At 62.9% G+C, this 15,157-nt stretch carries 16 protein-coding genes; 5 read left to right on the top strand and 11 right to left on the bottom strand.

The features are described from left to right. Genes J3A98_RS00510 through J3A98_RS00475 form a run of 8 tightly spaced genes read right to left on the bottom strand, consistent with a single transcriptional unit; the run spans position 1 to position 7,951 of the window. Entirely contained in the window at positions 1-1,002 is a 1,002-nt protein-coding gene (locus tag J3A98_RS00510; RefSeq protein WP_209963235.1) for a septal ring lytic transglycosylase RlpA family protein, read from the bottom strand. Beyond that, complete coding sequence (mltB, locus tag J3A98_RS00505; protein WP_176683207.1) at positions 1,002-2,012, bottom strand: lytic murein transglycosylase B; 1,011 nt, start codon at positions 2,010-2,012, stop codon at positions 1,002-1,004. The genes J3A98_RS00510 and mltB overlap by 1 nt, the downstream gene beginning before the upstream one ends. 17 nt (positions 2,013-2,029) lie before the next feature. Beyond that, positions 2,030-3,133 (bottom strand): rod shape-determining protein RodA, encoded by a 1,104-nt coding sequence (gene rodA, locus J3A98_RS00500; RefSeq protein WP_176683257.1) that lies wholly within the window; start codon positions 3,131-3,133, stop codon positions 2,030-2,032. A gap of 38 nt (positions 3,134-3,171) precedes the next feature. Further along, complete coding sequence (gene mrdA / locus J3A98_RS00495; RefSeq protein ID WP_176683206.1) at positions 3,172-5,061, bottom strand: penicillin-binding protein 2; 1,890 nt, start codon at positions 5,059-5,061, stop codon at positions 3,172-3,174. Positions 5,062-5,077: 16 nt separating this feature from the next. Next, positions 5,078-5,545, bottom strand: coding sequence for a 23S rRNA (pseudouridine(1915)-N(3))-methyltransferase RlmH (rlmH, locus tag J3A98_RS00490; protein WP_003249722.1), 468 nt, complete (start codon positions 5,543-5,545; stop codon positions 5,078-5,080). Positions 5,546-5,555: 10 nt separating this feature from the next. Continuing rightward, positions 5,556-5,975 carry a ribosome silencing factor gene (gene rsfS, locus J3A98_RS00485; protein WP_009685825.1) on the bottom strand — a complete coding sequence of 140 codons (420 nt, stop codon included), beginning with the start codon at positions 5,973-5,975 and terminating at the stop codon, positions 5,556-5,558. Between the two features lie 43 nt (positions 5,976-6,018). Beyond that, positions 6,019-6,711 (bottom strand): nicotinate-nucleotide adenylyltransferase, encoded by a 693-nt coding sequence (gene nadD / locus J3A98_RS00480; protein ID WP_209963231.1) that lies wholly within the window; start codon positions 6,709-6,711, stop codon positions 6,019-6,021. Then, positions 6,680-7,951 (bottom strand): glutamate-5-semialdehyde dehydrogenase, encoded by a 1,272-nt coding sequence (locus tag J3A98_RS00475; protein ID WP_176683204.1) that lies wholly within the window; start codon positions 7,949-7,951, stop codon positions 6,680-6,682. The genes nadD and J3A98_RS00475 overlap by 32 nt, the downstream gene beginning before the upstream one ends. A gap of 329 nt (positions 7,952-8,280) precedes the next feature. On the opposite strand from J3A98_RS00475, the gene J3A98_RS00470 reads away from it, so the two are divergent. After that, complete coding sequence (locus tag J3A98_RS00470; protein WP_209963228.1) at positions 8,281-8,949, top strand: DNA-3-methyladenine glycosylase; 669 nt, start codon at positions 8,281-8,283, stop codon at positions 8,947-8,949. 2 nt (positions 8,950-8,951) lie between these two features. After that, positions 8,952-10,268, top strand: coding sequence for a bifunctional DedA family/phosphatase PAP2 family protein (locus J3A98_RS00465; protein WP_176683202.1), 1,317 nt, complete (start codon positions 8,952-8,954; stop codon positions 10,266-10,268). A 90-nt stretch (positions 10,269-10,358) separates the two neighbouring features. Here the strand turns inward: J3A98_RS00465 and J3A98_RS00460 are convergent, their stop codons facing one another. From J3A98_RS00460 to J3A98_RS00450, 3 genes are read right to left on the bottom strand one after another with little or no spacing between them, the layout of a single operon-like run. After that, complete coding sequence (locus tag J3A98_RS00460; protein WP_003249708.1) at positions 10,359-10,949, bottom strand: LON peptidase substrate-binding domain-containing protein; 591 nt, start codon at positions 10,947-10,949, stop codon at positions 10,359-10,361. A 9-nt stretch (positions 10,950-10,958) separates the two neighbouring features. Beyond that, positions 10,959-11,675 carry an LrgB family protein gene (locus J3A98_RS00455; RefSeq protein ID WP_209963225.1) on the bottom strand — a complete coding sequence of 239 codons (717 nt, stop codon included), beginning with the start codon at positions 11,673-11,675 and terminating at the stop codon, positions 10,959-10,961. Beyond that, positions 11,672-12,034 (bottom strand): CidA/LrgA family protein, encoded by a 363-nt coding sequence (locus tag J3A98_RS00450; RefSeq protein ID WP_209963223.1) that lies wholly within the window; start codon positions 12,032-12,034, stop codon positions 11,672-11,674. Before J3A98_RS00450 ends, J3A98_RS00455 begins: the two co-directional genes overlap by 4 nt. 143 nt (positions 12,035-12,177) lie before the next feature. On the opposite strand from J3A98_RS00450, the gene J3A98_RS00445 reads away from it, so the two are divergent. From J3A98_RS00445 to J3A98_RS00435, 3 genes are all read left to right on the top strand, one after another. Then, entirely contained in the window at positions 12,178-12,633 is a 456-nt protein-coding gene (locus J3A98_RS00445; RefSeq protein WP_019752601.1) for a MaoC family dehydratase, read from the top strand. Positions 12,634-12,750: 117 nt separating this feature from the next. Continuing rightward, entirely contained in the window at positions 12,751-13,629 is an 879-nt protein-coding gene (prmA, locus tag J3A98_RS00440; RefSeq protein WP_209963221.1) for a 50S ribosomal protein L11 methyltransferase, read from the top strand. A gap of 42 nt (positions 13,630-13,671) precedes the next feature. Beyond that, positions 13,672-15,015, top strand: a complete 1,344-nt coding sequence (locus J3A98_RS00435; RefSeq protein WP_209963218.1) for a DUF3426 domain-containing protein — start codon at positions 13,672-13,674, stop codon at positions 15,013-15,015. Positions 15,016-15,157: the final 142 nt, after the last annotated feature.

Below are 15,157 nucleotides of genomic sequence, written 5' to 3'. Positions count from 1 at the left end.
TCAGTCTGCTGTGACCACCTTGGCCTGCCCCAAGTTCGCCAAGCGAATGCTGTCTTGTGCTTGCCGGATCTCACCCTGGCTGCCGATCGGCCCCAGGCGCACGCGGTGCAGGGTCTGCTGGTTACGCACGATCGAGCTGATGAACACGGGTGCACTGACCATGGTGCTGAGCTTGGCGCGCAGCAACTCGGCAGCGTCAGGGTTGGCGAAAGCGCCTACCTGCAAGAAACTGCCAGCGTTGCCGCCGGGCACGTTGTTGCCACCCACCTGCACCGGGACCACTGGTGCTGCGTGTTGCTGTGGTGGCGGGTTCCATTGCTCGACACGCCCGGTGCTGGCCGGTATTGCCTGGGTTTGCGCCACTTGCGGCTCCTTCAACACCATCGGCGGCGTCTGGCCACGCTGAGCCCACCACTGCTTCGGATCGATACCCTCGACGCGCACGTGCGCAGTGCCGATTTCGGCATAGCCGAGCTTTTTCGCCGCAGCATAGGACAAGTCGATGATACGGTCGGAGTAGAACGGGCCGCGGTCGTTCACGCGAAGGATCACGCTGCGGCCGTTCGCCAGGTTGGTCACCCGCACATAGGCTGGCAGTGGCAGGGTCTTGTGCGCTGCGCTCATGCCATACAGGTCGTACAGCTCACCGTTGGCAGTGTTCTGCCCGTGGAATTTGGTGCCGTACCATGACGCCGTACCCTCGGCGCGGTAGTTGCGCGAGTCCTGTATCGGGTAGTAGGTCTTGCCAAGCACGGTGTACGGGTTGGCCTTGTAGTTACCGGTGTGCACGGTCGGCGTGGCATCGGGGATCTTGTTCACATCCACGTCCCACCACGGTGCGCCGTCCTTGTGCGCCCGGTTGATGTCAAGGCCCGGCTGGCTGCGCACGACATTACCACTGCTTTGCGGGGCCGGGCGGTTGGAAGAGCAGCTGGCCAGCGCCACACCGACGGTGAGGCAGGTGAGCAGCTTGAAAGAGTTGGCAGAGATGATTGCGCGCATTACTTGATGCCCCGTACTTGAACCAGCTGTTCCGCAAGCTGATGTACCGCCATGGCATACATCACGCTGCGGTTGTAGCGAGTGATCGCGTAGAAGTTCTTCAGGCCCATCCAGTACTCGGGACCGTTCTGGCCTTCGAGACGGAAGGCGGTAACCGGCAGATCATCGCGCAGGGAATCATGAACCGACCAGCCAAGCGTACGCAACTCTCCAACCGTTTTCACCGGCTCGATGCCGGTCGTCAGGCCTTCGTCGACGCGCTCGCCGGCCACCCTGGCGCGACTGACCACACCCTGCCCGGCCACCCAGCCGTGGCGCTTGAAGTAGCTGGCCACGCTGCCGATGGCATCGTCAGGGTTGTTCCAGATATTGATATGGCCGTCCCCGTCGAAGTCCACCGCGTAGTGGCGGAAGCTGCTTGGCATGAACTGCGGCAGCCCCATGGCACCGGCGTATGACCCCTTGAGCGTCAAGGGGTCGAGCTGTTCCTCGCGGGCCAGCAGCAGGAACTCACGCAGCTCCTTGCGGAAGAATTCGGCCCGTGGCGGATAGTCGAAGCCCAGCGTCGACAGGGCGTCGATCACCCGGTAGTTGCCGGTATTGCGGCCAAAAAAGGTTTCCACGCCAATGATCGCGACAATGTACTGCGCAGGTACGCCGTACTCCTGCTCGGCCCGCGTCAATACGGCCTCGTGCTGGCGCCAGAAGTCCACACCGCGAGCGATACGCGCATCGGTGATGAACATCGGCCGGTAGTCCTTCCACGGTTTGACCCGTTCGGCCGGGCGCGATATGGCGTCGAGGATCGACTGCTTGCGCTGCACCTCACGAAACACACCCATCAGTTGCTCAGGCGCAAAACCATAGTCGCGGCTCAGTTCGCCAACGAACGCGGCTACCTGGGGCGAGCCGTCGTATTCGCCGGCATGGGCCAGCTGTACAGCGCCGAACAGGCCCATCGCTCCGATCCAAGGCGCACAACGGGCAGCCCAGTTACGCACTGCTTGCATGAAATTGTTCACCTTATTCAAACCTGCGCGATCCATTTGCGGTGCGTATGGATCGACATCAAAACGCCAAACGCTGACAGCAGCGTCACCAACGATGTTCCGCCATAGCTGATGAACGGTAGCGGCACGCCCACCACGGGCAGAAGGCCACTTACCATTCCGATATTGACGAATACGTATACAAAAAAGGTCATGGTCAGGCTGCCCGCAAGCAGCTTGCCAAACAGGGTCTGCGCCTGGGCCGTGATCACCAGGCCACGGCCGATCAGCAGCAGGTAGACAATCAGCAGCAGGCAGATGCCGACCAGGCCGAACTCCTCGCCGAGCACGGCGATGATGAAGTCGGTGTGGCTTTCCGGCAGAAAGTCCAGGTGCGACTGTGTGCCAAGCAGCCAGCCTTTGCCAAACACCCCGCCCGAGCCGATCGCCGCCTTGGACTGGATGATGTTCCAACCGGTGCCCAACGGGTCGCTTTCAGGGTCGAGGAAGGTCAATACCCGCTGCTTCTGGTAGTCGTGCATGACGAAGAACCACATTGCCACTGCGACTGGCACTGCTGCCGCCAGCACGCTGAGAATCCAGCGCCAGCGCAAGCCGCCCATGAACAGCACGAACGCACCGGAGGCCAGGATCAGCAGCGCGGTCCCCAGGTCGGGCTGACGCACGATCAGCATGAACGGCACACCGATCAGCACCAGGCTGATCGCCACGTGCTTCAAATGGGGCGGCAAGGTGCGCTTGGACAGGTACCAGGCGATGGTCGCCGGCATGATGATCTTCATGAATTCCGAGGGCTGGAAGCGGATCACCCCTGGGATGTTGATCCAGCGCGTGGCACCCATGGCGTTGTGGCCCATCACGTCCACCACCACCAGCAGCAGCACTCCGGTGAGGTAGGCCAGCGGCACCCAGCGCGCCATGAAGCGCGGCTCCAGCTGGGCGATGACGAACATCGACACCAGACCGATGCCAAACGAGGTGGCTTGCTTGAGCAGCAGGTCCCAGTTCTTGCCACTGGCCGAATACAGTACGAACAGGCTGCCGGCTGCAAGGGTCAGCAGAATGATCAGCAAGGGGCCGTCGATATGGATGCGCTGCAGAAAGCTGGCACGCCGACGCATCACATCCTCGCTGGAGAGCATGCGATCGAAATTGTTCATCACAGGGCCGATTCCTGGGTAACGGTGGCTGGCGCGAACTCGGGTTTGAGCTGGCCATTTTCGTCGAGCAACCAGGCGTCCATGATCTGGCGTACCACCGGTGCGGCGACACCCGAGCCGGACTCACCGTTCTCGACCATCACCGAGACCACGATTTTCGGGGCTTCGGCTGGGGCAAAAGCGACGAACAGGGCATGGTCGCGGTGGCGCTCCTGAAGTTTGTTGCGGTCGTACCTCTCGCCCTGCTTGATCGCCACCACCTGAGCGGTACCGCTCTTGCCTGCAATACGGTACTGGGCACCGGCAGCTGCTTTGCGCGCGGTACCGCGGGCGTTGTGCATCACCTGCTCCATGCCATGGGTGACCTTGGCCCAATCGGACTTGTCACGCAGCACGATGTTTTCCATCGGGTTGTTGTCCACCGGCGGCTGGCCTTCGATGGTCTTGGCCAGGTGCGGGCGGTTCCACACGCCTTTGTTGGCGATCAGTGCAGTGGCCTGGGCCAGTTGCAGCGGCGTTGCCTGCATGTAGCCCTGGCCGATGCCGAGAATCAGGGTTTCGCCGGGGAACCAGGCCTGGCGACGGGTGGCTCGCTTCCATTCGCGCGACGGCATCAACCCGGCAGACTCCTCGAACATGTCGAGGGAAACCCGCTGGCCGATACCGAACTTGTTCATGTAGATGGACAACCGATCGATACCCATCTTGTGCGCAAGGTCATAGAAGTAGGTGTCGTTCGAGCGCATGATGGCAGTATCCAGATCCACCCAGCCATCACCGGAGCGGTTCCAGTTACGGTATTTATGGTCGTAGTTGGGCAGCTGGTAGTAGCCTGGGTCAAACACCCTGCTGCTGGCATTGACAACGCCACTGTCCAGTCCGGCAATAGCCACCGCCGGCTTGATGGTCGAACCCGGCGGGTACAGGCCACGCAGCACGCGGTTGAATAGCGGCCGATCGATCGAGTCGCGCAATTCACCATAGGCCTTGAAGCTGATGCCGGTGACGAACAGGTTGGGGTCGAAGCTAGGCTGACTCACCATCGCCAGGACTTCGCCGGTTCGCGGATCGAGCGCAACCACTGCACCACGCCGGCCTCCCAGGGCGGCTTCGGCGGCCTCCTGCAGCTTGATGTCCAGGCTCAGCACAATGTCTTTGCCCGGCTTCGGGTCGGTGCGCTTGAGCACCCGCAGCACGCGGCCACGGGCGTTGGTCTCGACTTCCTCGTAACCCACCTGGCCGTGCAGGGCATCCTCGTAGAAGCGCTCGATGCCGGTCTTGCCAATATGGTGGGTACCGCTGTAGTTCACCGGGTCGAGCGTTTTCAGCTCTTTCTCGTTGATCCGCCCTACGTAACCCACCGAGTGGGCGAAATGCGCACCCTGCGGGTAATGCCGCACCAACTGGGCCACCACTTCCACACCTGGCAGGCGGAACTGGTTTACCGCCACACGGGCGATCTGCTCTTCATTGAGTTCGAACAGGATCGGCACCGGCTCGAATGGCCGGCGGCCTTGGCGCATGCGCTTTTCGAACAGGGCGCGGTCGTCAGCGGTAAGATCCAGCACTTCGACGATCGTATCCAGCACTTCCTGCCAGTTACCTGCACGTTCGCGGGTCATCGACAGGCTGAAGCTGGGCCGGTTGTCGGCAACGATCACCCCGTTGCGGTCGAAGATCAGCCCGCGCGTCGGCGGGATCGGCTGCACATGCACCCGGTTGTTCTCCGACAGCGTGGAGTGGTAGTCGTACTGGATGATCTGCAGGTAGTACAGCCGCGCGATCAACACGCAAACAAGCAGCATGATCGCCACTGCGCCGACCACGACGCGCTTGCGCACCAGGCGGGCGTCTTTCTCGTGGTCCTTGAGACGGATCGGCTGCGACATCGGACTGCTTACAGGCTCATTTGTGGTAAGGGTGCCCGGACAACACGGTCCAGGCGCGATAGATCTGCTCGCCGATGAGTATCCTTACCAACGGGTGCGGCAAAGTCAGCGGCGACAGCGACCAACGTTGCTCGGCGCGTGCGCAAACCTCAGGCGCCAGGCCCTCCGGGCCGCCCACCATCAAATTCACCGTGCGCGCATCCAGGCGCCAGCGGTCCAGCTCGGTGGCCAACTGCTCGGTACTCCAGGGCTTGCCATGGACCTCGAGGGTGACAATGCGTTCCCCAGGTTGCACCTTGCTCAGCATGGCTTCGCCCTCCTGACGGATCAGGCGAGCGACGTCCGCATTCTTGCCACGGGTGTTCAGCGGGATTTCCACCAGCTCCAGCGACAGCTCAGCGGGCAGGCGCTTGGCATATTCATGCCAGCCTTCCTCGACCCACTTTGGCATACGCGAGCCGACTGCAATCAGGCGCAGACGCACAGCGCTTTCCTTATTCGCGGTCTTTGAGCTTGTCGGAGTACTCGTGGGCATGGTCCGGGCTGTGGTGCTTGCCATCGGCGGCACGGCTTTGCTCGGCACCCTGCCACAGACGCTCAAGGTCATAGAACTGGCGGGCAGCGGCGGTCATCATATGCACGATGACGTCGTTCAGGTCCAGCAGCACCCAGTCGCTATCGCCCTTGCCTTCTTCACCCAGTGGCTGGGCGCCCTTGGCCTTGACCGCTTCACGGACCTTTTCGGCCATCGCGTTGATCTGGCGGTTGGAGGTACCGGTGGCAATGATCATGTAGTCGGTCAGGCTGTGCTTCTCGCGCACGTCGATGACCTGGATGTCCTGGGCCTTGACGTCTTCCAGCGCGGCCTTGGTCACTGCGACCAGTTCTTCGCCGTAAATTTTCTGCTTGGTCATATAAAACTCGTTCAACTCGTTGGATGAGGCGCCAGAGGCACCGTCAGTTGGGCGCACGATACAGTTCGTGCGCCTCGATATAGGCCAGTACGGCGTCCGGCACCAGGAACCTCACCGATTTGCCGCTGGCCAGCAGCTGTCGGATCTGTGTAGCCGACACCGCAAGCGGCGTCTGCCAGACGAACGAAATATTTCCCGCCGGGCCGGACATGGCGGTGGGATCGCTCTCCGAGCGCGCAGCCAACAGGTTGCGCAACTCGTCAGGGGGTTCTACGTCGGCATCCGGACGTTGCAGTACCAGGATGTGACAGTATTGCAGCAATTCTTCCCAGCGATGCCAGGCGGGCAGGCCACAGAAGGCATCCCAACCCAGCACCAGGAACAGCTGGTCGTTGCCGGACAGTTCGGCGCGGATCGATTCCAGCGTATCGATGGTGTACGACGGCTTGTCACGTTCCAGCTCGCGGGCATCGACGCTCAGGCAAACGACGCCCTGCACCGCTTCACGGACCATGGCCAGGCGATCCTGCGCAGCCACCTGTGGCGTGTCGCGGTGCGGCGGCCGGGCATTGGGCAACAGGCGTAGCTCATCCAGCCCCATGAACTCGGCCACTTCCAGCGCGCTGCGCAAGTGGCCGATATGCACGGGGTCGAAGGTACCACCTAGAATGCCGATGCGCCGGACTGCCTGGGCCTTGCTCAACTCAGCAGGACCCCTGGCCGCGCAACTGGCCATCACCGATCACCACATACTTCTCGCAGGTCAGGCCTTCCAGGCCCACAGGGCCGCGGGCATGTAGCTTGTCGGTGGAAATACCGATTTCCGCACCCAGGCCGTACTCGAAGCCATCGGCAAAGCAGGTCGGGGTGTTGAGCATGACCGACGCCGAATCGACCTCAGCCATGAACTGACGGGCTTCACCCTGGTGTTCGCTGATGATCGAGTCGGTGTGGTGCGAGCCGTAGTGGTTGATGTGCTCGATGGCCTGGTTCAGGCCGTCGACCACGCGAATCGACAGGATCGCATCGAGGTATTCCGCGTGCCAGTCGGCTTCGGTGGCCGGTTTGGCGCTGATGATAGCCTGGGTACGCTCGCAACCGCGCAGCTCCACGCCCTTCTCCACGAAGCGGCGGGCCATTTCTGGCAGGAAGCGCTCAGCCACTTGTTGGTCGACCAGCAGCGTTTCCATGGCCCCGCAAATGCCGTAGCGGTAGGTCTTGGCGTTGAAGGCCACATTCCAGGCCTTGTCCAGGTCGGCATGCTGGCTGACATAGATGTGGCAGATACCGTCCAGGTGCTTGATCACCGGTACGCGGGCATCGCGGCTGATGCGCTCGATCAGGCCACGGCCTCCGCGCGGCACGATGACATCGACGAATTCCGGCATGCTGATCAGCGCGCCCACGGCTTCGCGGTCGGTGGTTTCGACCACCTGCACCACCGCTGCCGGCAAGCCGGCTTCGGCCAGGCCGCGCTGGATGCAGGTGGCAATGGCGCGGTTGGAATGGATGGCTTCGGAACCGCCACGCAGGATGGTTGCGTTCCCCGACTTGAGGCACAGGCTGGCAGCATCAATGGTCACGTTCGGGCGCGATTCATAGATGATCCCGATCACCCCCAGCGGGGTACGCATCTTGCCTACCTGAATGCCCGATGGACGGTAGCTCATGTCGCGAATGGCACCGACCGGGTCCGGCAGGCTGGCCACCTGGCGCAAGCCGGTGATCATGCCGTCGATGCGCGCAGGGGTCAGCGCCAGGCGGTCGAGCAGTGCGGGCTCCAGACCACTGGCGCGGCCGGCGGCCAGGTCCAGCTCGTTGGCAGCAGTGAGTTCGGCACGGGCAGCGTCCAGCGCGTCGGCGGCGGCTTGCAGGGCGCGGTTCTTCTGCGCGGTGCTGGCACGGCCAATCACCCGGGAAGCCTCACGGGCAGCGCGACCCAAGCGGGTCATATAGTCAAGAACGGACTCAGTCATGGGTTCGGTGTCTTGGCGAAGGGGAAATCGGCTGATTATAACTGCCGCGCAGGTGTACGCCCAGCGGCGGGTGGCGGATGGTAGAAAATGGATGGGGCAATGCGCAGGAAAGATGTAACCGGGGTTATCGAGATTGGCACCTCCTGTTGCGGCCCTTTCGCGGGCGCGCCCGCTCCCACAGGGATTTCACAAGGCCTGGACCTATGCACCACCAGTGGGAGCGGGCATGCCTGCGAAAGAGCCGGCACTGCCAACATCACCATCCAATTCAGCCTCGATTAAGCCATTCATTGCTATCATCCCTGCCCCTCCAGCCACGAACTGCCCGCATGCCAGCCCTGCCCGACAGCTTTTTCGACCGCGACGCCCAGACCCTGGCCAAGGCCCTGCTGGGCAAGGTCATCCGCCACCGCCACGGCGACCTGTGGCTGGCCGCGCGCATCATCGAGACCGAGGCCTACTACCTTGCCGACAAAGGTAGCCACGCCTCGCTCGGCTACACCGAAAAACGCAAGGCGCTGTTCCTGGATGGTGGGCACATCTACATGTACTACGCCCGCGGCGGCGACTCGCTGAACTTCAGCGCCCAAGGGCCGGGCAACGCCGTGCTGATCAAGTCTGCCTATCCTTGGCAGGACACCCTCTCGGGGCCCGACAGCCTGGCGCAGATGCAACTGAACAACCCCGATGCGAGCGGCAACCTACGCCCGGAACAACACCTGTGCGCCGGCCAGACCCTGCTATGCCGGGCCCTGGGCCTGAAAGTGCCGCACTGGGACGCCCAGCGTTTTGACGCCGAACGCCTGTACGTCGAGGACTGCGGCAACGCCGTGCCCCGAGTGGTCCAGGCCGCTCGCCTGGGCATCCCGCACGGGCGCGACGAGCACCTGCCGTACCGCTTCGTCGACGCCGAGTACGCCCGTTTCTGCACGCGGAACCCGTTACGCCGCGGCCAAGTCGAAGGCCGTGATTTCTTCATTCTCGAACAAGGAAGCTGAACATGGGCCAATGGCTCGACAGCCTGACCGGCTGGCTCAGCGCCAACCCGCAGTGGCTTGGCCTGGCGATTTTCCTGGTGGCCTGCATCGAATGCCTGGCCATCGCCGGCATTATCGTGCCGGGCACCATACTGCTGTTCGCCGTTGCGGTACTGGCCGGCAACGGCGCGTTCAGCCTGGGCGAAACGCTGCTCCTCGGCTTTCTCGGCGGCCTGCTGGGCGACGCCCTGTCTTACGCAGTGGGCAAGTACTTTCACCAGAACATCCGCCGCCTGCCGCTGCTCCGCCACCATCCAGAATGGATCGGCAGCGCCGAAAGCTACTTCCAGCGTTATGGCATCGCCAGCCTGCTGGTAGGCCGTTTCATCGGCCCGCTGCGGCCGATGCTGCCAATGGTCGCCGGCATGTTCGACATGCCCCTGCCGCGTTTCATCGCTGTCAGCCTGTTGGCGGGTGCCGGCTGGTCGGTAGCCTACCTGCTACCCGGCTGGGCCACCGGCGCCGCCATGCGCCTGCCCCTGCCGGAAGGCTTCTGGCTGGACGCCGGGATCATTGCCGGCGCCCTCGCAGTGCTGATCGGCCTGAGCCTGAATACCAGCCTGCGTGACCAGCGCCACGGCACGCGGCTGGTTGCCGCTCTCAGCTTTATCGCCCTGGCCGGTGTATTCCTTGGCTGGCCCTACTTCCATGAGTTCGACCAAGGCGTGATGACACTGGTCCAGGAGCATCGCAGCCAGGCCATCGACAGTACCGTGGTACTGGTGACACGACTAGGCGATTTCCGCACCCAGTTCTTCCTCGGCGGCCTGCTGACCGGCCTGCTGCTGCTTGCCCGCCAGTGGCGACATGCATTTTTCGCCGCTGGTGCGCTGATGGGTACGGCGATCGCCAACGGCACCCTGAAATGGCTATTTGCCCGGGCACGGCCGGAAGTATTGACCGACCCACTGACCAGCTACAGCATGCCCAGCGGGCACAGCTCGGCATCGTTCGCGTTCTTTCTGGTAATGGCCGTGCTGGCAGGGCGTGGGCAGCCACCACGGATGCGTCTGACCTGGGTGATGCTGGGGTGCATTCCGGCGCTGGCGATTGCCCTGTCGCGGGTGTACCTGGGGGCGCACTGGCCAACCGACATCCTGGCCGGGGCCCTTCTGGCCTGTTGCGTGTGTGCACTCAGCCTGACATTGGTGCAACGCCAGCAGGCCCTGCCGGCCCTGCCGCTTCGGGTGTGGTGGCTGGTGTTGCCGGCATGCGTGGCGCTGCTGGCGTTCTTTGCCATGCATGCGCTGCCTCAGGCGTTGGCCAGGTATCAATATTGATGTCGCCTGTGCCGGCCTATTCGCGGGGATCGCGCTTGTTGTAGGCGCGGGTTTACCCGCGAAGGGGCCGGCACAGGCAATACAGAACCATCAAGCGAACAGCTCACCCTGAATCCGTTCCAGCAGTTTCTGGATTTCCCCCAGCCGCTGCTGCGGCGAATCGAGAGTCAGCAGGTCCAGCTTGTCCTCTTCCATGAACGGCAACAGGTACGCCAGCTGATTGGCCAGCGCCTGACGCCCGTCCACCGGGCGCGGCATGCCCAGCGCTTCGACCATGGGGTGCTCACCCAGAGCCACCAGCAGCGCCAATAGGTCGTCATCGGCTTCCAGCAAGGGGCTGTCGGCCTGCTCCGGCAGCCATTGCACCTGACCCACCAGCAACTGGTCCTTCTGCACCTCGGAGCTTTCCAGATTGAAGCGCCGCACGCCCTCGACGCGAATACCCAGCAAGCCATTATCCTGCTGCACGAAGTCGCGGATCACCGCTTCACAGCCGATCGAGGCGACCACCGGCGGCGCCTTGCCGACTTGTTCGCCCTCAAGGATGCACACCACACCAAACCCTTCGCCCTGCTTCATGCAGCGCCCGATCATGTCCAGGTAGCGCGCCTCGAAAATCTGCAAATCGAGAAAGCAGCCAGGAAACAGCACGGTATTGAGCGGAAACAGCGGTAGCGTCATCACAACTCCTCAAGCCACCAGGCTGACCGCCAGCGGCAGGAACACCGCTGTAGCCACCCCCATCAGGCTCATCGCCAGCGCGGCAAAGGCGCCGCATTCGTCACTTTCCTGCAGGGCCACCGAAGTGCCCACTGCGTGTGCGGTCACGCCCAGCGACATGCCGCGCGCCTCAGGGCTGTGCACGCCGAAGCGGCTCAGCAACGCCGGGCCGAAGATCGCCCCGATCACCCCGGTAATCAACACGAACACTGCTGCCAGGGCCGCCACCCCGCCAATCTGCTCGGCCACCAGCATGGCGATCGGCGAGGTGACGGACTTCGGCGCCATGGTCATCAGGATCATGTGCTCGGCACCGAACCACCAGCCCAGCACCAAGCAGCAGAGCGTGGCGAACAGGCCTCCGACCACCAGCGTAGTAAATGTAGGCCAGAACAGCTGGCGGATACGCCGCAGGTTGAGATAGAGCGGCACAGCCAGGGCCACAGTGGCGGGCCCCAGCAGGATGTTCATGATTTCGGTGCTTTTGCGGTACTCGCTGTAATCGATACCGCTCAGCAGCAACACGCCGATCACCAGCAGCATCGATACCAGTACAGGTTGCAAGAAGATCCAGCGGGTTCTCTCGTAGGCTGCCAGCACTACCTGATAGGCCCCCAGCGTAATGCCGATACCGAACAATGGGTGATGTATGACCGCATCGAGCGCGCCCTGCCAGTCGAACATCATGGCTGTTCCTCACGCTTGCCCTGGCGCTGGATGAGCTTCTGCATCAGCACACCGACGAACACCAGGGTCACCAGGCAGGAGATCAGCAAGGCCCCGACAATCGCCCAGAAGTCGGCGGCAATGTCCTTGGCATATACCATCACCCCAACTGCCGGCGGCACCAGTAACAGCGGCAGATAGCGCAGCAAGCTGCTGGCGGCCTCGTTCAGCGGCTTGCCAACCTCACCGCGGGCCATGAGGAAGCACAGCAACAACAACAGGCCGATGATCGGGCCGGGCAAAAACGGTACAAACAGGTGATTGATCGCCGTCCCCAGCAACTGGAACAGCACCAGCCAGGTCAAACCACGCAACAGCATAAGCATCTCCCTCGTGCATGGCCGCCATTATAAGCACGCGCAGCTAGAGACCGATATTCGCCGAAAAGCGGGCAACTTGACTGAAACGGTTCGCCGTGCTGATCTTGTACTTTCGTACCAACTGACAACCCGGAGAGTCCGCGATGCCCCATGTACCGGTTACAGAGCTTTCGCAGTACGTTGGCAAGGAGCTGGGCCACTCTGAGTGGGTGAAGATTGACCAGCAGCGCATCAATCTGTTCGCCGAGGCGACCGGCGACTTCCAGTTCATCCATGTCGACCCTGAGAAGGCGGCAAAAACCCCGTTTGGCGGCACGATCGCTCATGGTTTCCTGACCTTGTCGCTGATCCCCAAGCTAATCGAGGACATCCTCGTCCTGCCGCAAGGGCTGAAGATGGTGGTGAACTACGGGCTGGACAGCGTGCGCTTCATTCAGCCGGTCAAGGTCGACAGCCGCGTTCGGCTGAAGGTAAAGCTGGGCGAGGTGGTGGAGAAAAAGCCGGGGCAGTGGCTACTCAAGGCGATTGCCACACTGGAGATCGAAGGTGAAGAGAAGCCTGCTTATATAGCCGAGTCGCTGTCGCTTTGTTTTGTCTGATACATGCCCCAGGGGCTGCTATGCAGCCCCCGATCCACAAATCCCCCGCACTCGCGTAAACTGCCAGCCTTCGCGCAGCCTAGGGCTGCCCCTGTCGATTTATCAAAGGTGCCCGCCATGCCCTGGCTGCAAGTACGCCTGGCCATCAGCCCGGAACAAGCCGAAACCTATGAAGATGCGCTGCTTGAAGTAGGCGCCGTCTCGGTCACGTTCATGGATGCCGAAGATCAACCGATCTTCGAACCAGACCTCAACACCACCCCGCTGTGGTCGCACACCCACCTGCTGGCGCTGTTCGAGGCCGATGCCGACCCTGAACAGGTGTTCGCCCACCTGCGCCTGCTGACCGGCGCCGAGCTGCCCGAACACCAGGCCGAGGTGATCGAGGACCAGGACTGGGAACGCAGCTGGATGGACAACTTCCAGCCGATGCGCTTCGGTCGCCGCCTATGGATCGTGCCCAGCTGGCACGATGCTCCGGAAAAGGACGCCGTGAACCTGCTGCTCGACCCGGGCCTGGCCTTTGGCACCGGCACCCACCCCACCACGGCCCTGTGCCTGGAATGGCTCGACGGCCAGCAGCTTGAAGGCACCCAGGTGCTGGACTTTGGCTGCGGTTCGGGCATCCTGGCTATCGCTGCATTGCTGCTGGGCGCCCGCGAAGCGGTAGGTACCGACATCGACGTGCAGGCCATCGAGGCTTCGCGCGACAACGCCCAACGCAACGGTATTGCCGACGAGAAACTGGCGCTGTACTTGCCCGAGCACATGCCGGCGATGCAGGCCGACGTGCTGGTTGCCAACATCCTCGCCGGCCCACTGGTGTCGCTGGCGCCACAATTGTCCGGCCTGGTTCGCCCAGGTGGCCTGCTGGCGCTGTCGGGTATCCTCGCCGAGCAAGGTGAAGAAGTGGCCGCCGCTTACGCCGCCGACTTTGAACTGGACCCGATCGTCGTGCGCGACGGCTGGGTACGCATCAGTGGTCGGCGTCGCTAAGCGGGCCTAGAATACATTTCTGCACAGCTCCCGGATCGCCGCATGACCGACAGTTTCGTCACCCAGTGCCCGCATTGCCAGACCAGCTTTCGCGTCACCCACCACCAGTTGAGCGTGGCCCGCGGTGTGGTGCGCTGCGGGCATTGCCTGCAGGTATTCAATGCCGCCAAGCAGTTGCTGGAGCAGAACCGCGCCGCGCCCACCAGCGCCCCCGTGGTACCGGCGTCGGCACCTGCAGCGCCTGCCGAACCGGCGCCAGAGCCTGCCATCAGTGTACGCGGCAGCTCCCCTGACCAGGACTGGGCGCTTACCGCCCAAGCGCTGGACGAGCTTGACCTCGACAAGGAACTGGAGCGCCTGGAGCGTCGCGGCCAACCGGCCCCGACCCGCCCGGCCAGCCAGGGTGATCAACTGCAGGCACGGCGCGACGAACTTCACCCGGACGAGCACGCAGAAGACCTTTTCGGCACGGCTACCGATGAGCCCTACGCGCCGCAGGAACCGGCAGAGCCTGGCCCAGTACGACTGGAGCCTGAGCCCTTGGAATTGGACCTGGAGCCTGCACCCGGCGAGCGCACCGAGCCGACCCTGGGCAGCAACCTTGACCTGGACATCGATGGCGAGCCGCCCGCGCACCGTGCAGCCGAACGCGATGACCAGCCCGTGCTCAGCGAACCGCTGCGCATCAGCGATGACGAAACCCCGGAAAAGGGCCTGAGTGCCCGTGACGACGAGCCCTTGGCGCTGCGCCTCTCGGCGCATGATGACGAGCCAGTCGAGCCGTTGCCCGGAGAGCGCCTGGAACCAGGCCTTGCCGGCAAACCTGAGCGCCCCTCGCGCAAGGAGCCGCTGGTCGATGTGGTCGACGACCCGCTGCAGCTGGGCTGGGAAAAACCCGCACCCCACTGGGGCAAGCGCCTGCTGTGGGGCTTTCTGACCCTGCTGGCTGCCGGCCTGCTGGCGTTCCAGTACGTGTGGTTCCACTTCGACGAGATGGCCCGCCAGGATCAGTATCGGCCGATTTTCCAGCAGATCTGCCCGATGGTCGGTTGCCAGGTACCTACCCGCGTCGATATTGCACGGATAAAGAGCAGCAATCTGGTGGTGCGTAGCCACCCTGACTTCACGGGCGCCCTGATTGTCGACGCGATCATCTACAACCGCGCGCCGTTCGCCCAGCCGTTCCCGTTGCTGGAACTGCGCTTCGCCGACCTCAATGGCCAACTGATCGCCAGCCGTCGCTTCAAGCCCAGCGAGTACCTGTCGGGCGAACTGGCAGGGCGTGGCGAAATGCCCAGCCAGACGCCGATCCACATTGCCTTGGACATCCTCGACCCGGGGCCGAAGGCCGTGAATTACAGCCTGAGCTTCCGTTCGCCGGAATAAGCGACAAGCGGCCAGCAGCAAGCCACAAGACAAGAGGCCCAAAACGTGGCCGCTTTTGGCGTGTCGCTTGCTGCTTGAAGCGCAAAGGCATAAGCCGGCAACTGTTCAGATTTTATCCAAATCCATCTTTATCCAGTCATCG

The organism is Pseudomonas sp. BP6 (genome assembly GCF_017875935.1).
Classification (GTDB): Bacteria; Pseudomonadota; Gammaproteobacteria; order Pseudomonadales; family Pseudomonadaceae; genus Aquipseudomonas; species Aquipseudomonas putida_Y.
This window is presented reverse-complemented; position numbering and strand designations above follow the sequence as displayed.